This window comes from Cohnella thailandensis, assembly GCF_014212135.1.
In the GTDB taxonomy this organism is placed as follows: Bacteria; Bacillota; Bacilli; order Paenibacillales; family Paenibacillaceae; genus Cohnella; species Cohnella thailandensis.
On record NZ_JACJVQ010000028.1, the window covers coordinates 151,504 to 172,377 of the forward strand.

The following is a 20,874-nucleotide window of genomic DNA, read 5'->3' on the forward strand; positions in this document are numbered from 1 at the left end:
GCCTACGGAGTTCGGTCCCGATCCATACTAAGACCGTCAACTTCAAAGGAGGTGCTGTAACGAATGGCAAGCCGGAATAGGAAGCTGGTGCCGGAGAGCGCCGGTGCTCTGAATCAGTTAAAGTACGAGATAGCGGCGGAGCTGGGTGTCCCCTTCGGACAAGCCGGAGCGCTCGGACAAGACACGGAGTTCGCGGGAGAATTAGGAAGCTTCTCTCCAGCGGGAACCGGCTCCGCTTATCTCGGAAACTTGACGGCACGCGAGGCGGGAGCAGTCGGAGGCGGTGTCACGAAGCGCCTTGTCCAACAAGCGCAACAAACCCTTCTTTAAGAAGATTCGGATAGGCAAAGGTCCATTGACACCCCTCGACAATTCCGGTATCATTATCATTTGAAGGTCTGTCTAACAACCTTTTCCAACCGGAAAAGGTTCATTTTTTGTGTAGGGGAGGTTGAAGATATTGTCGATCAAAGGACGGCATCTCTTCACGTCCGAATCGGTCACCGAAGGCCATCCGGACAAAATCTGCGACCAAATATCCGACGCTGTGCTTGACGCATTCCTTCAAGCGGATCCATACGCGCGCGTAGCGTGCGAAGTATCCGTTGCAACCGGACTCGTTCTGGTTATCGGGGAAATCAGCAGTAAAGCCGATTATGTAGATATCTCTTCCATCGTGCGAAGCACGGTCAGGGAAATTGGATACACTCGCGCCAAGTACGGCTTCGATGCCAGCACTTGCGCCGTATTGACTTCGCTTAACGAACAATCCGCGGATATCGCCCAAGGCGTTAACGCTGCGCTCGAGAACCGCGACGGCAAGGATGTGCTGCAAGAGAACGCGGACATCGGCGCCGGCGACCAAGGCTTGATGTTCGGTTTCGCGACGAACGAAACGCCGGAATTCATGCCGCTTCCGATCGCGCTCGCGCACCGTCTGTCCCGCCGCCTATCCGAAGTTCGCAAAAACGGAACGCTCGACTATCTGCGTCCGGACGGCAAGACTCAGGTTACGATCGAGTACGTGGACGGCAAGCCGACCCGCGTGGACACGATCGTCATCTCCACCCAGCATTCGGAAGAAGTCAGCCTGGAGCAAATCCAGCAAGATATCCGCAATCATGTCATTAATCCGGTGGTGCCGGGGCAATGGCTGGATGGCGAGACCAAGTTCTTCATCAACCCGACCGGCCGATTCGTCATCGGCGGACCGCAAGGCGATGCCGGCTTGACGGGACGCAAGATCATCGTCGATACGTACGGTGGCTATGCTCGCCACGGCGGCGGCGCGTTCTCCGGCAAGGATCCGACGAAGGTTGACCGATCCGCAGCTTATGCAGCTCGTTACGTAGCCAAGAATATCGTTGCGGCCGGCCTTGCCGACAAGTGCGAAATTCAATTGGCATATGCAATTGGCGTAGCGAATCCGGTATCCATTAACGTCGACACTTATGGTACGGGTAAGGTGTCTGAAGAAATACTGGTTGAGCTGGTTCGTTCCAACTTCGACCTCCGTCCTGCAGGCATCATCAAGATGCTCGACCTCCGTCGTCCGATTTATAAGCAAACGGCTGCTTACGGCCACTTCGGCCGTACGGATCTGGATCTTCCTTGGGAGCGTCTCGATAAGGTCGAGGCTCTTAAGCAAGGCGCCACGCTCTAAGATATACGAAATTATACCTAACGCCCTATCCCCTTAATCGGGAAGTAGGGCGTTTTGCTTATTTTCCTTGTAAATACACTGAAATGCTAAAGATTGTTGCCTGAATTGCCGAAATAGATTAATGGACTGTAAAAATTCGCTTCGAGAATGTGGTTGGGAGGAAATGCCTATTGGTCGATATCCACACTCATATTCTTCCTGGTCTCGATGATGGGGCACCGGATCTGGAGCAAGCGCTTTCCATGGCGAGAGCGGCATCAGCTGAAGGAATCCGGAAGATCATCGCCACTCCTCATCATGCTAACGGAGTCTACAACAATCCGGCAGAAAGCGTAAGAGAAGCGGTAGAGAAGTTGAATGAAGAGTTGAAACGGGAAGGGATTCCGGTCGAGCTATACCCGGGCCAAGAGATTCGAGTGCATGACGATATGCTCGATGCATGGGCCAGAGAAGAGTTGTTGACCCTCGCGGATTCCCAATATATTTTGCTAGAGATGCCTTCGTCTCGTATCCCGTCCAAGATGTTCGAGTGGGTTCATGAGCTGCGATTGATGGGGCTGCATCCGATCATTGCGCATCCGGAACGGAACGCGGAGGTCGTGAAGAATCCCGGAAGGCTTGCTGAACTAGTGGAAGCGGGCTGCTACGCTCAAGTCACTACTCATTCCCTCCTTGGAGGATTCGGCAAGAAGATTGAAGAGGTCGCTTGGTCCTTGTGCAAACAGGGATTGATCCATGCGGTATCCTCCGATGCTCATCATTTGGAGCTAAGAGGATTCAAGATGAGCGAGACATATAGCCGTATCTCCCATTATATAGGAGATTCAGCAACCGAGTATTATAGACAAAACTCATCGAACATCCTCGATAATAAGCCTATTGCTATTGAATTGTTTTCTAAAGTTAATGTAAAATGGTGGAGAAAGTTATCAAATCTTTTCCATTAGTGTTGACCCTTATACTTATGTGGGTTAAGATTAAGTAACTGTGTTTCCGAAATAATTCCTTCATTACCTATTACATAATAAAGTGGGAGGATTCTAAATGAAACTAAGAAAGAAAGCACTTGCCGGATTCGTCGCTACCAGTCTCGCCGTTACTTCTCTTGCAGGAGTATCGATCACCGCTAACGGAGCAACCGTTAACCTGGGAGTCAATGTGGCTTCCGCTGCGGATGCTAATCTTCAGAAGTTGATAGAACTTCAGAAAAAGCTGAATAGCTCCCTTGCAACTAATGCGAATGTACTCGCGCTTAAAGTGGCTCTGAGTGGAGTGGATCACGAGGATGCGGTTGCTCCATTGTATGCTCCGTTCTCCTCTCTTGGATTGACTGATGAAGAGAAATCCGCTCTGATCGGGTTGTTGAAGGGGATTGTTCTTGCACCGGTTGACAATGAAGCCGAATTCATCGAACTCTTACAAACCACTGAAGTGAAGTCTCTTATCGGTGAAATCGAAAGAGATTCGGGTATCGACATCACGGTAGAAGACTTCGCTGCTCTCTTCGTTGCGTTGAACGATAAAGCATATTCGGCTCTTATCTCGAATCCGACTTATGCTGGCGGAAAAACCGCGTTCGTAGAGTCTATCGCTGAAGCGGTGCTTGGTGGCGATACTTCCGGCGCGCAGAAAGCATCTGATTTGATCGAGCATTACTTCACTTCGAATGCGAACTTCAAATCAGCGGTCCTTGATACTTTTGAAAATTATATGGCTGCTCCTGGTGTGAAGGATGCATTCGACGCGGCTCTTCCTTCGATCGTAGGGGCGTTCGCAAGTGCTAATGCTCCTGTGTATGGCGGTGGCGGCGGTGGAGTTGTTCAAGCCGGCAACACCGACGTAGCCAAAGCCCTCGAGACACTGGCTGGCCTGAAGGACAAGATCGCCAAGGCTACCGGCGATGAGAAAGCTGCTCTGATCAAGCAAGCGATCGATACGGCAAACGCGGCACTCGCTTCCGCAGCCAACGTCGATGTTTCCAAGCTCGTTGCGATCAGCGGCGATCAAGCAAGCATCAAGATCGACGCGGCGGCGATTGCAAGCTTCCTGAAGGATCTGGCTGCACTGAAGGCCGCGCTGGCTGCCGCTGTAGGTAATGCTGACGGATTTGTCGTTCCTACGTTGACGTTTAACCTCGGCACGGTTGCTCAAGCTTCTATCGCGGTTAGCTTGCCGGCCGACGTTATTGCTCAACTGACCACGGCCGGAGTCGCTAAGGTGGCATTCGCCGTGAACGGTCTGACGGCTACGCTCCCGATCAGCGGCGACTTCGCGAAGGGAATCGACTTCAAGCTCAACCACAAGGCGGCGACTTCGGCAGAGACCGGCGGACGCAAGGCCGTATCCGAACTGTACGACTTCAGCCTGGCTCTTGGCGGAGAAGCGGTAACGAAGTTCAACCAACCGATCTTCATTAAGTTCCCGTTCCAGACTGTCGCCGGCGTCGATCAAGAGAAGCTGACCGTCGCAAGAGTAGAATCCAACGGCACGTTGAAGGTACAAGGCGGCGATGTGGTAGGGAATACGATCACCGATAACTTCCGTCACTTCTCTCCATATGTCGTCGTCGAGAATAAAGTGAGCTTCAACGATATCTCGTCCGTTCAAGCATGGGCGGGACGCCAGATCGAAGTGATCGCGGCGAAGGGTGTTGTTGAAGGCAAGGCAGCCGGCAAGTTCGCTCCGCAGGACAAGATCACGAGAGCGGAGTTCGCGAAGATTCTCGTGACGGCTCTCAACATCGAGAACGACGATGCGACGACGGACAAGTTCACGGACGTACGCCCTGGCGACTGGTACGCTCCATATGTAGCCGTAGCGGCTGAAGAAGGAATCATCAATGGACGCACGGCAACGACCTTCGCTCCAACGGCAACGATTTCTCGCGCCGAGATGTCGACGATGATCGCAAGAGCGCTCAAGTCGGTTAAGGGAGTAGAAGACGTAGCGAATGCGGAAGCGGCGCTGGCTTCGTTCAGCGACGCAGGCCAGATTATCCCGAGCCTGAAGGAAGGCGTGGCTCTGGCCGCCTCCAAGAACATCGTGATCGGCACCGACGGCAAGTTCAAGCCGAACGACAACGCAACCCGCGCAGAAGCGGCAGTCATTGTATACCGTACGATCAACACCAAATAAGATAGCCGGCCGTACTCGAGAAGTATCCTCCACCCCGCCTACGGGTGGGGGATTTTCTACCTAGAGTGCCCTGTTTGGTAATTATATGAAAACATTCTGACTACGGTTAGGTAACTGCTTGGAGGGAACGTTACGTGTCCAATGAACTCGATCTCCGCGATTACTTTCAAATTCTTCGCAAGAGAGTATGGTGGATCGTCAGCTTCGTGTTGATCGTCACTCTTGCAGCGGGGGCGTACAGCAAGTTTATCAAGAGTCCGGTTTACGAGGCTTCGACGAAGATCGTCGTCAACCGCTCTTCGTCTAACGTCGGATCGCAACAGCTCGACATTAACGAAGTAAACACGAACATCAAGATGATCGATACCTACAAGGAGATCATCAAGACGCCTGCTGTCCTGGACAAGGTGGTTGAGCAGCATCCGGAGTTCGGGCTTAACGCGGATCAACTCAAATCGAAAATCAGCGTCAGCTCCGTAAACAACACCCAAGTAATGACCCTTGTTGTCCGTGATGAATCTTACGCCTCTGCAGCCCAGATGGTCAACGCGGTGTCCGCTATTTTTAAACAAGAGATCCCTAGTATTTTTAACGTTGAGAACGTAACCATCCTTAATGAAGCGAATCCGGACAAGACTCCAGGCCCGGTTGCTCCGAACGTTCCGCTGAACGTAGTCATTGCCTTCATCGTATCCCTGATGATCGCAGTCGGAGTTGCCTTCCTGCTTGAATATCTGGATGATACCGTTAAGACAGAAGAGGATGTCGAGAATATTCTTGGGCTCCCTACCCTGGCCGCAATCACTAGATTGCAAGCAGACGGGCTCCCTTCCGAGAAAAAAACCGATGCCGCGAAAGTAAAAAAGGTAGGTGAGCTATCCAGTGTCCGCACAAGCAAATAAGCGATATCTCGTCACGGAAGCGGACCCCAAGTCGCCTGTGTCGGAATCCTACCGGACGCTTCGAACGAATATCGACTTCTCCTCGATAGACGGGCAGATGCAGGTCCTCATGGTTACTTCGGCAGGCCCGGGAGAAGGGAAGTCGACGACCATCGGCAACCTCGCCGTGGCTTACGCCCAGTCGGAGAGGAAAGTCGTCTTGATCGATGCCGACCTCCGCAAGCCTACCGAGCACTACACTTTCCAAATCTCGAACCGAATCGGCTTGTCATCGGTCTTGTCCAATCAGGCAGAGCTTGGCCAAGCCATTCAAGATACGCATATCCCGTATTTGTCGGTGATCCCTTCCGGGCCCATTCCTCCGAATCCGGCTGAGATGCTAGCCTCTCAGAGAATGTCGAAGGTACTGGAGGAGCTTAAGCAACAATTCGACGTGATCTTGATCGATGCCCCGCCGGTTCTGGCCGTAACGGATGCTCAATTGCTGTCGACACGCTGCGACGGCGTCATCCTCGTTATGGATTACGGCAAGGTGAAGAAGGATGTCGCCTTGAAGTCGAAGTCCCTTCTGGATAAGGTGGGAGCCAAGGTTCTTGGCGTGGTGCTTAATAACGTGAAACGTAAGAAAAACGAAGGCTACTATTACTACTATTACGGTTCACCGAATTCCTAAGAATCAAATCGGAGGCGCAGGAAAATGGTTATGAAGAGAAGTTTGGTGCTGTTGCTTGTACTTGACTTGATGATAATCTGGTTTAGCACATACACAGCTTATCTGTTCCGTTTCGAAGGGGACATTCCGGGACGGTACATGAGCCAAATGCTCGAATATAGCCTGATTTCTACGCTTCTATGCATGGGATTTATGATTTTCTTCGGGATGTACCGGCGGATGTGGCAATATGCGAGTATTAAGGATCTCGTAAGGATGTGCCAGGCGGCCGTTGCCAGTTGGGCTCTTGCCTATGGGATTACGGCTCTCCTGTCCGATCTGTCGGTTCCTCTATCCGTGAGCGTGCGAATCCTGGAGACCAGCTTGCTCCTCCTTGGAGGAGTCCGGGTGCTGTGGAGACTCTTCGGAATGCGCACAAGGAACAAAGCGGAGACTCAAATTCCGACGCTCATCTTCGGTGCTGGCAATTGCGGCGAACTGATTGCTCGGGAATTCATGAATCCGGCCATGGACGGCCACAAGCTTGTCGGATTTCTGGATGATGACCCATCCAAACGCAACTTGACGGTGCATGGCTTGCGCGTGTTCGGCGGTAGGTCCGAGATGCTCCGACTGGTGGAATCTCATCGGATTCAAGAGATCATCATCGCGATCCCATCGGCGCCTCGCAAGACGATCTCTCAGATCATTAACCTTTGCCTTGCTGTCGGAGTGAAGCCTAAGATTATCCCAGGTATCGATGCCATGATTAAAGGAAAGGTCTCCTTCAGTTCCATCCGCAACGTAGACGTAGAGGACCTGCTTGGAAGAGAGCCTGTAAAGACGGACTTGGTCGGAATCGCCGAGTATGTTCAGAACAAGGTAGTCTTGGTGACGGGGGCCGGCGGCTCGATCGGTTCGGAGCTATGCCGTCAGATTGCACCGTTTAAGCCAGAGAAGCTGCTGCTTCTAGGACATGGGGAGAATAGCATCTACACCATCGAGATGGAGATGAGGCGGAAATTCCCTGAACTCACGATCGAACCTATCATTGCTGACGTTCAGGACCGTGTTAGGATCGAGGATGTATTCGCTGAGCATCTTCCGAACGTGGTTTTCCATGCTGCCGCCCATAAGCATGTGCCGCTAATGGAGAAGAATCCCTCGGAAGCGATTAAGAATAACGTGTTCGGAACGCAGAACGTAGCGGACTGCGCAGATAAGTACGGAGCCGAACGCTTCGTCCTGATCTCTTCGGATAAGGCCGTCAACCCGACCAGCATCATGGGAGCAACGAAACGAATCGCCGAGATGTACATACAGAACTTGAATATTCAGAGCGCAACCAAATTCGCCGCCGTGCGCTTCGGCAATGTCTTGGGAAGCCGCGGCAGCGTTATCCCGCTCTTTAAGCAACAGATAGCAAGCGGAGGTCCGGTTACGGTTACTCATCCGGAGATGATTCGTTACTTCATGACCATACCGGAAGCCGTCCAACTCGTCATCCAAGCCGGCGCCTACGCCAAGGGAGGAGAGACCTTCCTCCTCGACATGGGTGAGCCGGTGAGCATCCTCAAGCTGGCCGAGGATCTCATCCGACTCTCGGGCTTCGAGCCCTACTCTGAGATCGACATCCAGTTCACCGGCATGCGTGACGGAGAGAAGCTGTATGAGGAGCTCCTCACGGACGAGGAGGGCATCATCCAAACGCCAAACGAGCGAATCTTCATCGGCAAAGCGAACGAGATCAGCCAGCGTCAACTAGATCTGGAATTCTCCCGCTTGGAGAGAGTCCTCAGCGAGGATTCGAGTACAGTCAGGAATGCGATCGAGAGCTTTGTTCCGATTTTGGAGTTTGTGTCTTAACCACTTAATTAGGGGTAATCCAATGAACTATTTATTTTGGAAAAGGGTCATAGACATTGTTCTGTCCGGGTTCGGACTTCTATGTCTATGGCCCGTTTTACTAATTATTGCTACTGTCATTAAAGTAGATTCTCGAGGTCCTGTTCTGTTCAAACAAAAAAGAATTGGACAGAACAAATCGGAATTCATGATCCTCAAGTTTAGAACGATGAGGACTGATACGCCTAAGGAAATGCCTACCCATCTCCTTCAGAATCCGGATTATTTCATTACCAAAGTTGGCCGTTTTCTTAGAAAATCTAGTCTGGATGAACTCCCACAGCTAATCAATATATTTAAAGGGGATATGAGCGTCGTCGGCCCTCGTCCAGCTCTTTGGAACCAAACAGATCTTATCCTCGAGAGAGATAAGTATGGTGCAAATGATATTAGGCCGGGATTAACGGGTTGGGCACAGATTAATGGACGGGACGAATTAGCTATCGATGTAAAGGCGAAACTTGACGGAGTTTACGTAGATAGAATCAGTTTAGGAATGGATCTAAAGTGTTTCTTTGGAACTTTCACTAGCGTTCTTAAGGCTAAGGGTGTCGTAGAAGGCGGAACAAACAAGCAGGTTGCAACAGGTTCAGGGAGAAGGGAAGTTTAGTTAATGAAAAGGGTCCTAATAACTGGGGTGAATAGCTATATTGGAAATTCTCAAAAAAAATGGCTGGAGCAACAACCGGACTCCTATTTAGTTAAAACAATTAGTTTAAAGGACCCTAATTGGATTGAACATGATTTTTCGCAATATGACGTGATTTTTCATGTCGCGGGTAAGGCTCATTCAGACGTTGGTCATGTATCCGATGAAGTAAAGGCATTGTACTATAAGGTGAATAAAGATTTAACTCTTGAAGTGGCGAATAAGGCAAAAGAAGCCGGGGTTAAACAGTTTATATATATGAGTTCAATTATAGTTTACGGCAATAGTAATCCAATATCTAAGGAAAAAGTAATTACAAGAGATACAATACCTTTACCTGCAAACTTCTATGGGGATAGTAAGTTGCAGGCGGAAATCGTAATCTCTAAGCTCTCAAGTAATGATTTTAAAATAGCGATAATTCGTCCACCAATGATATATGGCAAGGATAGCAAAGGGAATTATCCTTTATTATCGAAGATCTCAAGAAAGTTGAGCGTTTTCCCTAAAGTTGAAAATAAAAGATCTATGATTCATATAGATAACCTCGCTGAGTTTATTCGTTTGTTAATTGATAACGAGGAAGCAGGATTGTTCTTTCCGCAGAACGCTGAACACGTTAGTACATCAAAAATGGTTCAACTAATAGCACAATACCACGGTAAACAGATGAAGCTAACCAAACTGTTAAACTTGCCTCTTATTATTGCAGGATTATTTCCAGGCAAAATCGGTGGTTTAGTAAATAAGGCTTTTGGTAATCTTGCCTATGATCAGTCATTGAGTGTTTACGATAAAGGTAATTATAGAATTAGAACCTTCGAGGAATCTATTAAAAGAACAGAAGGATAAAACAATGAAGAGAATGCTTATGCTCGCCTCCGTTTCCTCCATGATCGACCAATTTAATATGCCGAATATTAAGTTGCTTCAGGAAATGGGATTTCAAGTAGATGTTGCGTGTAATTTTGAAAATGGGAATACCAGCTCTTCCGAAAGGGTAAGTGCATTCAAGAAAGAGTTAGAAGATCAGCAGATCAATTATTATCAAATTGACTTTGCTAGAAATGTGACTAAACTTGCTCAAAACCTTCGAGCCTATAAACAGGTCAAGAGGTTATTGGAAGCGAATAATTACTCCTTTGTGCATTGCCATTCACCGATAGGTGGGGTCGTCGGCAGGTTGGTTGCTAAGAAAACAAATACTAAAGTGATTTATACAGCTCATGGATTTCACTTCTATAAAGGAGCGCCACTAATCAATTGGCTAATTTATTATCCGATAGAGAAAATACTCTCAAAAAATACTGACGTCCTCATTACAATCAATGCCGAAGACTATCAAATCGCGGCTAGAAGATTCTCTACAAAAAATGTAATTCAAATTCCTGGGGTCGGCATTGATGTTGAAAAATTCGATACGAATAGAAATAATAAGAGCGAAATCAGAGAACAACTAGGGATCAAGAAAGATGAGTTAATGTTGTTATCAGTTGGTGAGCTCAGTAAAAGGAAAAACCATGAAATTGTTATAAAAGCGTTATCTCTCATATCCGATGAAAGGGTCATATATTATATATGTGGTCGTGGGGAATTGCAAGAAGAATTAGTAACATTAAGTGAAAAACTTGATATAAAAAATAGAGTGATTTTTTTAGGGTATAAGACGAACATATCCGATTATTGTAAGGCAGCAGATTTGTTTGTATTTCCTTCCCTGCAAGAAGGCCTTCCAGTCGCATTAATGGAAGCTATGGCATCAGGACTGCCTGTTATTGCGTCAAAAATTAGAGGGAATATAGATTTGATTAAAGATAAAGATGGTGGCTATTTAGTAAATCCAAGTGATAGTGGTAGCTATGCCAATGGAATAAAACAGATTATTAATAATCCAGAAGAGCTAGAGTCTTTTGGAGAAAGAAACAAAGAGTATATCAAAGAGTATGGATTGGATAAGGTTGAAATGATTATGAGAGATATCTATAAGTCATTGTAATAAAAAAAGAATTTATAAAGAGGAATATTATGAAAAAACGGGTACTTCATTTGCTTTCGAGTAATTCATATTCTGGAGCTGAGAGTGTTGCGTTTAATATAATTAAGTCTTTTGAGGAGAGTTACTACTCTGTCTATGTGTCTCCTGAGGGCCCAATTGAAGACCAATTGAAACATAATAACATACCGTACATACCATTGAAGAAAATGAATCCTTTTTATGTTAGTAGAATTATACGTGAATGGAAGCCGGACATCATTCATGCTCACGATTTCAGGGCAAGTATTGTTAGTGCAGCTTCAATCCATAACTGTCACGTAGTTTCTCATATTCATCAAAATCCTCATTGGCTAAGAAAATTAAATCCCTTTACGTTGTTGTATATGTTAAGTGCTATTCGATATAAAAATATTATTTTTGTATCAAAAGCAATTGAGCGGGAAGCGATATTTACCAGACTTGTTAAAAATAGACTCCACATAGTACCCAACTATGTAGATATAGAAGATGTTATTGAAAAATCAAAGTTAAATAATGATACGTTAGTTAGCGGTCAATATGACCTAGCTTTTATAGGAAGACTAGTCGATGTAAAGGACCCCTTACAATTTATTCAAATTGTAAAGGCCGTTGCTAGTGAAAAGAAAAATGTAAGAGCTGTAATGGTGGGTGAAGGTGACCTTAAAGGACAATGTACTGAGTTAATTGATCGTTTAGAGTTAAACAGTACAATAGACATGGTAGGTTTTCAAAGAAATCCATATTCAATTATTTCAAACTCAAAAATAGTAGTTATGACCTCAAAATATGAGGGGTTTGGGCTAGTTGCAATTGAAGCAATGGCACTTGGTAAGCCAGTATTTTGTTCTCACGTCGGTGGTTTGAAAGATACTATTGTCGATAACATATGTATTATTAATGTAGATGATCCCACTGATTCAGCAGATTCTATCATAAAAGTATTATCAAATGACCAACTATATAACACAATAAGTTCAGCAGTTGAACAGAGAATAATGGAGAACAACAGTAAAGATAGATGGAAGAGTTCTATAACCCGAATTTATGAGGATGGATGAAGATACCATACATAGTATGGATTTAATCGACATATAGCCTACTTGGAATTGCTCTTTGAGAGTTAATAGTTAAAGTGAATAATAAATTGATTGGGGGATTAATTTTGGAAGTATCTATTATAATCCCTGTTTTTAATAGAAGGGATGTTATTGCTAGAGCGTTAGAATCGCTTGTTAACCAAACATTCACTGACTTTGAGGTTATAGTTGTAGATGATGGTAGCACGGATGAGTCTGTAGAAGTAATTCAACAGTATTGCGAAGCAGATTCGAGATTTAAATATTTCTATCAGCGGAATAAGGGGGTCTCAGTGGCAAGAAACAATGGGATCTCTAGGGCAAAAGGGGATTACCTCTGCTTTTTGGACTCTGATGATTACTATGAGCCAACTTTCCTTGCTGAAATGCATAAGGAAATAAAATATAGAATGTCCGATGTGTGCTACTGTGGTTATAACATTGTGAAAAGAAATATTATTAAGAATAAAAAGACTCATTTCACTACAAAGGGAGTCTTAGTTAAATACATTTTAGGTAAAGTTAACGTGCATACTACAGGCTGGATGATTAAAAGAAACTACTTAATGGAAAACAAAATTTTCTATGTCGAAGGAGTTTCATGGGGAGAAGATTTTGAGTTCTTTTGTGAAGTGCTAAGCAGAACCAATGCTATTTGCTATATACGTGGATATTTAACTAACTATACGGTGGAACCAACGGAATCTGCTCTATCTACTTTTAACATAGATAAAATGGATAAGGATTTTGAATCTATAAACAGATTAATAAACATCAGTGCAATAAAAGATAGGAAAGATTGTATCAAAGCATTGGTTGGATATCGCCTGCCTGCACTTTTGACTTATAGACTCATAGGAGCCTTTGAAACAGGATTAGATATAGGTCAAATAAAAAAGTATTATTTGAATTATAAAAAAGAAATTTTGAAAATGAATTACTCTCTTCGGTTAAGAAATGTTAAGTTATTTGTGTATAAATTAAAATTGATTTTTAAAATAATGAATGTTACATAGTTTAATTAAGCGAGGTGTGAAAATTGCCTGAAATAAGTGTACTGATGAGTGTATATAATGAAAATGAGAAAGACCTTAAGGCCTCAATCGAATCTGTAATTCATCAGACTTTTACAGATTTTGAATTCATCATTATAGTAGATAATCCGGAAAATATTAGGATCCATCAAATGGTCTCTGAATTCGCCCAACTGGACCATAGATTAAAAGTCGTCTTTAATGAGAGAAATATAGGTTTAGCACTATCTATCAATAAGGCAGCCTCCATCGCGACCGGGAAATACTACATTAGAACAGATGCTGATGATATATGTGATTTAAGCCGTTTTGAAAAACAATATTATATAATGAAAGAAAATAAATATGATCTTGTCTGCTCTGATTATTATTTTATTAATGAAAATGACGAGATATTAAATAGATCTGCAAAAATTTATAACAGTAATGCTATCAGAAAGCTGTTGCCGCATCAAAACATCATTCATCATCCCACTGTATTAATAAAAGCTTCAGTATTTCATAAAGTTAATGGATACAGAGAATTTCCATGCGCTCAAGATTATGATCTATGGCTTCGAATGGTTGCTGCTGAATGCAGTTTTTATATGGTTCCAGAAAAATTGCTCTATTATAGAGTGCGAAGTAATAGCATTACTGGTAAAAATAAACTCAAACAGTACTATACAATAAAATACATAAGGAAGTTGTTCAACAGTTACAATAGAAACGAATCAGATAGTTATAATCCTAATTCGTACAAGGAATATTTAAAGAAAAAAAAAGTAGACAATGAGAAAGTTCAGAGGAAGTTTGAATTCTATTCGGATCTTTTTATTACGGGTCGTATGCAAATGCACGAGAAATCATTTCTTAAAGGATCTATCAAGGTGATAATTGCAATTGTTTGCTCAAATTATCACAAATATAATATTTTCAGTCAAATTAAATGTAATATATATAATAAATATACATAATTAATGAATGATAGGTTATGTAAAAGAGGTCTATTAAATGAAGATTGATAGGTTAGTAGAGAATATAAAAATTTACTTTTTCGGTACTTTTTCAACTAAACTAATACAATTTTTATTCATTCCTCTATATACGAAATATATCGATTCTTTTGAGTTAGGCTATTTTAATCTAATTTTGTCTGTTGTTTGGTTTGCTGTTCCTTTGTTATATCAAACAATATGGGAAGGAATATTGAGATTTGTAATAGAAAAGTCTGAAAACGAAGAAAGAATATTTACTTCTACTAATCTATATTGTTTTGGTTTGTCAATTCTTTACGGTCTAGTTTTTTTATTGATTTCTTTGCTTATGGAAATTAACTATGGATTTTCAATTTTTTTAATGGCATTAACCCAAATGGGAGTATCATATTGGCAATTTTCTGCGAGAGCCTTAAAGAATAGTAAAGCTTATTCATTTGGACTTGTTGCTAATACAGTTATTACTGTTGCATTGAATTTCATTCTAATAATGATTTTTAAATTGGGATTACCTGCACTTTTCATTTCTAACATAGCTGGTAGCTTGGCTATGATTATTGTTATGGAAATGAAGTTGAGGTTGTTTGCCAATTTCCGCATATCAAAGTTTGATATATCTTTATTAAAGCAACTAATTAAATACTCTTTTCCGTTAAGTATTAATACGATTTCTTGGTGGCTTATTAATTCAGGTGGAAGCATAATAATTGTAAATCAAATAGGTATTGAGGAGAATGGCATTTATTCAATTTCCAGTAGATTTGGAATGATAATGACATTAATCACTTCTGTAGTAAATATGGCATGGCAGGAAGAATCATTTCGAATACATGGGGAAAAAGGAGCAGATAACTATTTCAATAGGGTCTTTGATTTTTTAGTGAGAAGTGTATTTAGTGGAATTGCAGTATTAATCCCGGTGACCTTTATCTTTTATCGATGGTTTGTTTATGGAGAGTATTCTACAGGGCTATTACTAACACCAATAATTTATTTAAGCACGGCTTTCTCTACATTTTCCTCTCATTTAGGTAGTGGATTTTTAGCTCGTAAAGAAAGCAATGTTATCTTTTACTCAACACTTGTTGCTGGAATTATATCTGTAGGTGGAGCTGCAGTTCTTGCACCAATATTGGGATTAATGGGAGTTGTAGTATCATCTCTAATTGGAACAGTGTGTATGTTCCTTATTAGAGCATTAATGTTAAAGAAACGAATGGTTTTAGAACTAAAGTACATTAATACAATAGGCTTATCATTATTTTGTATTTGTGTAATGTTTGTATGCAGCTTGAATAGTGTATCGGTTATATATCAAATGATTATTCTTATAATAGTAGTTGCCGTTTTGTTTTTTGCTAATAGGGATATTATATTTGTATTTCAATCACGAATTAATCAAAAATTAAAAGGAAATAGATAGGTTAATTTAGGAGCATAAAAAAGTATATAAAAGTGTATAGAGGAAACAACATGTGCGAATAAGTGAGAAATCGAGGAGTCGGGTATAATGAATGGCAAACTTAATGGTCCCCACGAGACATTTTTAATTACAGGTGTAGTTGGATTCATTGGTTTTTTTCTTACGCGTAGCCTTCTAGATCAAGGATGTAATGTTGTGGGGATCGATAACCTTAATGACTACTATGGCTTGAACCTCAAAAACTCACGGCTAGAGGCGTTATCATTATATGACAGATTCACTTTTTTAAAAGCGGATATCTCCGATAAGGAGATACTTCTAAAGATATTTAAGGAATATAAGCCTCGGGTTGTTGTGAACTTGGCAGCACAGGCCGGAGTTCGATATTCCATTGAAAATCCAGATGCATACATTCAGAGCAACATCGTCGGATTCTTTAACATTTTAGAAGCATGCAGACATCATCCTGTAGAGCATCTTCTATATGCCTCCTCTAGCTCCGTTTACGGGTCCAATCAAAAGGTTCCCTTCGAAGAAATGGATTTCGTCGATCACCCCGTCTCTCTATACGCGGCTACAAAAAAATCGAATGAGCTCATGGCTCACACATACAGTCATCTTTACAAGATCCCGGCGACGGGACTTCGTTTCTTTACGGTGTATGGGCCGATGGGGCGCCCGGATATGGCTTACTTCGGGTTCGCAGATAAGTATTTTTCAGGAGAGCCGATCAAGATCTTTAATAATGGAGATTTTGAGAATGACTTATACCGTGATTTCACTTACATAGATGATATTGTAGAAGGTATCGAGCGTTTAATATGCAATCCGCCGCAGGGTGAAGTGCAACATGAGGTATACAACATTGGTAATAACAACCCGGAAAAATTGATGGTATTTATCGAAACTTTGGAGAAGGCTTTTAGTAATAAGCTTAAGAGAAAAGTCGAATTTAATAAAATCTTCGAGCCGATCAAGCCTGGCGATGTGCCAGCTACTTATGCATCCACAGAGAGATTGCAGCAAGCGGTAGGATTTAAGCCCAAGACCCCTATTGAAGTCGGCTTGCAGAAATTCGCGGATTGGTATGTGGATTATTACAAAGTGAAGTAAAGGAGGGGAGACATACATGAAAATCACCATAGCCGGAACAGGCTACGTCGGCCTCTCAAATGCCGTGCTGCTCGCTCAGCACAATGAAGTCATCGCTCTCGACATCATCCAAGAGAAAGTCGACATGATCAATGCCAAGCAATCTCCAATCATAGACAAGGAGATACAAGAGTATCTCACGAACAAAAATCTCAATCTACATGCAACAACTGACAATTATCTTGCGTATAAAGATGCAGATTATGTCATTATCTCGACGCCGACGAATTACGATCCGGATAAGAACTACTTCAATACGAGAAGCGTCGAGGCGGTTATTGCGACCGTGTTATCGATTAACCCGGATGCGGTAATGGTTATTAAGTCGACAGTGCCGGTTGGTTACACGGAGTCGGTGAGAGAGAAGTTCGAGACGAACAATATTATTTTCTCTCCCGAGTTTCTAAGAGAAGGCAAGGCGCTGTATGACAATCTTTACCCTTCTCGGGTAGTGGTAGGAGAGCGTTCGGAGCGGGCAGAAGTGTTCGCTAACTTGCTGGTGCAGGGCGCCCTTAAGCAGGATGTTCCGGTGCTGTTCACGGATTCGACGGAGGCGGAGGCGATTAAGTTGTTCGCCAATACGTATCTGGCGATGCGGGTTGCTTTCTTCAATGAGCTCGATTCCTATGCGGAAGTAAGAGGCTTGAACACGCAGCAGATTATCGCCGGCGTCAGCCTGGATCCGAGAATCGGGGATCATTACAACAACCCTTCGTTCGGCTATGGCGGATATTGCTTGCCTAAGGATACGAAGCAGCTCTTAGCGAACTATTCGGATGTTCCCCAGAACATCATGTCCGCTATTGTCGATGCCAATCGAACGAGAAAAGATCACATCGCGGAGATGATCATCAAGAGAAACCCGAAGGTTGTCGGAATCTACCGGCTGACGATGAAGATGGACTCGGACAACTTCCGCCAGTCCGCCATTCAAGGGGTTATGAAGCGGATTAAGGCCAAAGGCATCGAGGTCATCATCTATGAACCGGCGTTAACAGAGGACTTTTTTAACTCTAAGGTGATTAACGATTTTACGGTTTTCAAACAACAGGCGGATGTCATCGTGGCCAATCGCATGTCGGAAGAGCTGGCCGACGTTGCGGACAAGGTGTACACGAGGGATTTGTTCAGCAGAGACTGATCATCAAGAGAGTGCGGGGCGTCCGAGGGGCGGTTCCGACCTCTCGGAATGGAGGCGAAGCTCTTGAAGAAGAAATCTAAGAAAAAGCTTTTTATCTGGATAGGCTCTATTCTAGGTGGACTTATTATTATCGGTTGCGTCGGAGGTTACTTTGCTATCAATTACACGGCGGACAAGGTTCTGGACGCCATGTTCGAATCGGCCGTAAAGGAAGAAGGTACGGGTGATACGGCAACGACCCCTCCAGCGGATAGCAGCGTATCCCCGAGTGAAACTCCGAGCTCTTCTCCAATCGCATCGGATGCAGGAGCTCAAGGAACCTCGTCTCCGGAAGCTTCAGATCCCGCACAATCGGGTAATTCTGGGGGATCTACCCCATCGAAGGAAGCGTCTGCGCCGCCTTCAAAGGAAGCGTCTACGCCACCGTCTACACAACCGTCTACGACACCGTCATTGGAGCCAACCCCATCCTCTACTTATACGCCAGAGATCTCTACGGATAAAGCGGAGGAAGTGAAGGAGGATATCTCGTTCTCCGAGAAAACGAAGGTCATGACCGTCATGCTCAAGAGATTAAGCGTGGACGATATTAAAACTCTGCAGCAGCTGGCCAGCGGCGGGCTGTCCTTGGAGAAGAAGAAGGAAGCCAAGGCCATCATCCTGGAGAAGCTGTCGGAGAAGGAGTACGACGAGCTCATCGAGATCGCGAAGAAATACGGCCTCAGCCAAGGGAAGAGCTACGAGGACTCCCAGCAAGAGGACCTTACGAATTAAAGGAATGAATTCATGAAGAAACAGCAAGAAGGAACTCGTCTTCGAAGATGGATAGCGATCGGAGCAGTCGGTTTGATCGTTCTGATCATAGCAGCGGTGCTGATCGGGGGCAAGATCGGGCGAGAAGGGGAGAAGCTTGTCCAGCCCCCTGATCCGATAGCGGAATCAAGCGGGTCTCCCGAATCGGCGAGTACGCCTCCGGCAAGTCAGCAACCTGAGCCGACGGGAGAGGCGGAACAGGCTCCGAGCGAAAGCCAGTCTAGCGAGCAACCTTCAAACGAAGAACAACCAGGAGAAGAGCAATCCGGCGAAGAGCAATCGCAACCGAGCCCTTCCGACGATAAGGCGGAAGCGACCGCCAAACCGCCGGCCGTCAAGCCATCGGAATCCCCAGCCGCGTCTCCCAAGCCTAGCGAACCTTCAAGCGAAGAGAAGGCCCTCCGCAGCAAGTACGAAGGCCAATTCTCCTCTCTGCGCTCGAGCTGCTTGGCCAAGGTAGACAAGCTGTCGGGAGAGGTTGTCTCCTATATCAAGAGCGCGAAGGCATCCAGCGAAGAGGTGACCGTATCCGACCTGCAAAAGCAGTTCATGTCGGACATCGCGGGGGCGGAGGCGGATTGCGATAAGCGCTTCGAGGCTATCCTGGCGAGCGCCAAGAAGGAATATGCCGAAGCGAAGCTGGGCACGGACGACCTGGACGGATGGTCGAAGGAGTATTCGGCCAGCAAAGGGCAGGCGCGCATGAAGGCGATGTCGCAGATCCTGGTCGCATGGGGAGACGGAACGAAATGAAGAGGAGAAACGCTTGGTCATGGAGACTGCTGCTTCTGCCGCTTCTGCTCGTCGGCTGGCTCTTCGTGATCTTCGGCTTCTCTTCGCAGCCTTATCAGAAGCAAGATATTAAACCTAAGCTCCAGAGATGGATTCCGCAGGAGACGGCCGAACGAATCGTGCCGAACATCAGCTTCAAGTATCATCACGGCACGGTCTCCGGAGCGAATCCGTACGGGTTTATCGAATTTTTCGTCCGCAAGGGCGCTCACTTGTTCGAGTACGGGGTTCTAGGGGTTCTGTGCTTCCTCCTGTTGTTCCCTATACCCAAGACGGGCTGGCGCTTCCTTGGAGCGTTGGCATTGACCGCGGCGGCCGCCCTCACGGACGAATGGTACCAGTCGCGCGTGTCGAATCGGACCTCGACTCTTCTCGACGTGGGAGTCGATTTAACGGGCGCCATTCTAGCGATTTGTCTCTTTTTGTTGGCCTATCGGCTCCTATGGGGTAGAATAGGTAAAAAATCCAACAGGTAGAAGAAAGGAATTCCAACTATCATGATGATGAATAAGCTCCGGTTGTCCGGTCTCGTTCTGGCTCTTCTGCTGTTCATGGCTCCGCTCTCCGCCAACGCGGCGACGGCTACCTCCGTAACGGTAACTCAACAGAACGTTCAGATGAATTTTGACGGACAGGCTCTCGCCCTCCCTTCGGGACAATATGCGTTCACCTATCAATCTCGCGTTTATATTCCTCTGAGATTCGTCTCCTACGCTCTTCAGAAGAATGTCATATGGGACGGCACGGCCAAGAAGGTGACGGTGTCGGAGCCGACCTCCGCGCAGTCCGTCGTTCTGAAGGAATACCTCATGAACTCGGCTGCGGCTGCTGCTGATAGCGCAAGCAAGCCGGTTACCGCGAAGTCGATCAAGGTCGCTCCGGTAAGCGTGAAGCTGGTCTTCGACGGCGCGGAGAAGAAGCTTCCGGAAGGCCAGCAAGTGTTCAGCCTGGACGGAACGATCTACGTTCCCGTCCGCTTCATGTCGGAAGCGATCGGAACGACGATCGCTTGGGATTCGAAGACGGGCAGCGTCATCGGCAAGTCCAAGGCTTACCTGGAAGCGGGCTCGGGCTCGAACGGAAGCGGATCGGGCGAGAACGGCAGCGGCAACGGCGGTGGAGAAACGGGCAGCGGATCCGGGTCGACGGGAGGCGGTGCCGGCGGCGGAGCCATGACGGTTGCCGAAGTCAAGGCCGCTACGCAGAAGTCGTTGGAGAGTCTCCAAAGCAGCTGCATCAATTCCATCATCGGTCTCCTCGGGACCACGACGGATAATGCCGAACTGATGGAGAAGGCGAATGCCAAGCTGGCCGTCTGCGATGCGAACTTCGAGGCGGCGATGACGACCGCCCAGTCGCAATTGCAAGCGGCGGGAGCGGACGACGCGGATATCCAGGCGACGATCGCCGGCTACAGAAGCACCTACGAGAAGACCAAAGAAACTTACCGCAAGGCAGCCGAGGATTATCTCGGAATCAAATAATCATTAAAGCGAACCATTCGAGGCAGGAGCCCAGCCCCTGTTTCTCGAATGGTTTTTTA

At 45.6% G+C, this 20,874-nt stretch carries 20 protein-coding genes; all 20 read left to right on the forward strand.

Translation table 11 applies throughout. The annotated features are described in order from the left end of the window. The first annotated feature begins 63 nt into the window (after positions 1-63). The 20 genes from H7B67_RS28800 to H7B67_RS28895 all read left to right on the forward strand — a co-directional run bounded on the left by H7B67_RS28800 (position 64) and on the right by H7B67_RS28895 (position 20,815). Entirely contained in the window at positions 64-330 is a 267-nt protein-coding gene (locus H7B67_RS28800) for an alpha/beta-type small acid-soluble spore protein (protein ID WP_185123352.1), read from the forward strand. A gap of 130 nt (positions 331-460) precedes the next feature. Further along, positions 461-1,663 carry a methionine adenosyltransferase gene (gene metK / locus H7B67_RS28805; RefSeq protein WP_185123353.1) on the forward strand — a complete coding sequence of 401 codons (1,203 nt, stop codon included), beginning with the start codon at positions 461-463 and terminating at the stop codon, positions 1,661-1,663. A 170-nt stretch (positions 1,664-1,833) separates the two neighbouring features. Continuing rightward, positions 1,834-2,610 (forward strand): tyrosine-protein phosphatase, encoded by a 777-nt coding sequence (locus H7B67_RS28810; RefSeq protein ID WP_185123354.1) that lies wholly within the window; start codon positions 1,834-1,836, stop codon positions 2,608-2,610. A gap of 97 nt (positions 2,611-2,707) precedes the next feature. Beyond that, positions 2,708-4,798 carry an S-layer homology domain-containing protein gene (locus H7B67_RS28815; RefSeq protein WP_185123355.1) on the forward strand — a complete coding sequence of 697 codons (2,091 nt, stop codon included), beginning with the start codon at positions 2,708-2,710 and terminating at the stop codon, positions 4,796-4,798. Between the two features lie 134 nt (positions 4,799-4,932). Further along, entirely contained in the window at positions 4,933-5,700 is a 768-nt protein-coding gene (locus tag H7B67_RS28820) for a Wzz/FepE/Etk N-terminal domain-containing protein (RefSeq protein ID WP_185123356.1), read from the forward strand. Further along, entirely contained in the window at positions 5,681-6,373 is a 693-nt protein-coding gene (locus tag H7B67_RS28825; RefSeq protein ID WP_185123357.1) for a polysaccharide biosynthesis tyrosine autokinase, read from the forward strand. Before H7B67_RS28820 ends, H7B67_RS28825 begins: the two co-directional genes overlap by 20 nt. A gap of 24 nt (positions 6,374-6,397) precedes the next feature. Next, positions 6,398-8,218, forward strand: a complete 1,821-nt coding sequence (locus tag H7B67_RS28830; RefSeq protein WP_185123358.1) for a polysaccharide biosynthesis protein — start codon at positions 6,398-6,400, stop codon at positions 8,216-8,218. Positions 8,219-8,240: 22 nt separating this feature from the next. Further along, positions 8,241-8,867: a sugar transferase gene (locus tag H7B67_RS28835; protein WP_185123359.1), complete on the forward strand. Its 627-nt coding sequence runs from the start codon at positions 8,241-8,243 to the stop codon at positions 8,865-8,867. A 3-nt stretch (positions 8,868-8,870) separates the two neighbouring features. Further along, positions 8,871-9,758: an NAD-dependent epimerase/dehydratase family protein gene (locus tag H7B67_RS28840; RefSeq protein WP_185123360.1), complete on the forward strand. Its 888-nt coding sequence runs from the start codon at positions 8,871-8,873 to the stop codon at positions 9,756-9,758. 4 nt (positions 9,759-9,762) lie between these two features. After that, positions 9,763-10,902, forward strand: a complete 1,140-nt coding sequence (locus tag H7B67_RS28845) for a glycosyltransferase family 4 protein (RefSeq protein ID WP_185123361.1) — start codon at positions 9,763-9,765, stop codon at positions 10,900-10,902. 29 nt (positions 10,903-10,931) lie between these two features. Then, positions 10,932-11,981, forward strand: coding sequence for a glycosyltransferase (locus H7B67_RS28850; protein ID WP_185123362.1), 1,050 nt, complete (start codon positions 10,932-10,934; stop codon positions 11,979-11,981). A 74-nt stretch (positions 11,982-12,055) separates the two neighbouring features. Continuing rightward, positions 12,056-13,015: a glycosyltransferase gene (locus H7B67_RS28855; protein WP_185123363.1), complete on the forward strand. Its 960-nt coding sequence runs from the start codon at positions 12,056-12,058 to the stop codon at positions 13,013-13,015. Positions 13,016-13,038: 23 nt separating this feature from the next. Then, entirely contained in the window at positions 13,039-13,989 is a 951-nt protein-coding gene (locus H7B67_RS28860; protein ID WP_185123364.1) for a glycosyltransferase, read from the forward strand. A 37-nt stretch (positions 13,990-14,026) separates the two neighbouring features. Beyond that, the gene (locus tag H7B67_RS28865) at positions 14,027-15,433 is read left to right on the forward strand and encodes a lipopolysaccharide biosynthesis protein (protein ID WP_185123365.1); all 1,407 of its coding nucleotides are present in this window, start codon (positions 14,027-14,029) and stop codon (positions 15,431-15,433) included. A gap of 87 nt (positions 15,434-15,520) precedes the next feature. After that, entirely contained in the window at positions 15,521-16,546 is a 1,026-nt protein-coding gene (locus H7B67_RS28870; protein ID WP_185123366.1) for a GDP-mannose 4,6-dehydratase, read from the forward strand. 16 nt (positions 16,547-16,562) lie between these two features. Continuing rightward, positions 16,563-17,726 carry a nucleotide sugar dehydrogenase gene (locus H7B67_RS28875; RefSeq protein WP_185123367.1) on the forward strand — a complete coding sequence of 388 codons (1,164 nt, stop codon included), beginning with the start codon at positions 16,563-16,565 and terminating at the stop codon, positions 17,724-17,726. Between the two features lie 513 nt (positions 17,727-18,239). Beyond that, on the forward strand, positions 18,240-18,500 hold the full coding sequence (locus tag H7B67_RS28880; protein ID WP_185123368.1) for a hypothetical protein: 261 nt from the start codon (positions 18,240-18,242) through the stop codon (positions 18,498-18,500). Positions 18,501-18,512: 12 nt separating this feature from the next. Beyond that, positions 18,513-19,292, forward strand: a complete 780-nt coding sequence (locus H7B67_RS28885) for a hypothetical protein (protein WP_185123369.1) — start codon at positions 18,513-18,515, stop codon at positions 19,290-19,292. Next, on the forward strand, positions 19,289-19,807 hold the full coding sequence (locus tag H7B67_RS28890) for a VanZ family protein (protein ID WP_185123370.1): 519 nt from the start codon (positions 19,289-19,291) through the stop codon (positions 19,805-19,807). Before H7B67_RS28885 ends, H7B67_RS28890 begins: the two co-directional genes overlap by 4 nt. Positions 19,808-19,828: 21 nt before the next feature. After that, entirely contained in the window at positions 19,829-20,815 is a 987-nt protein-coding gene (locus H7B67_RS28895) for a copper amine oxidase N-terminal domain-containing protein (protein WP_185123371.1), read from the forward strand. The last annotated feature ends 59 nt before the right edge of the window (positions 20,816-20,874 follow it).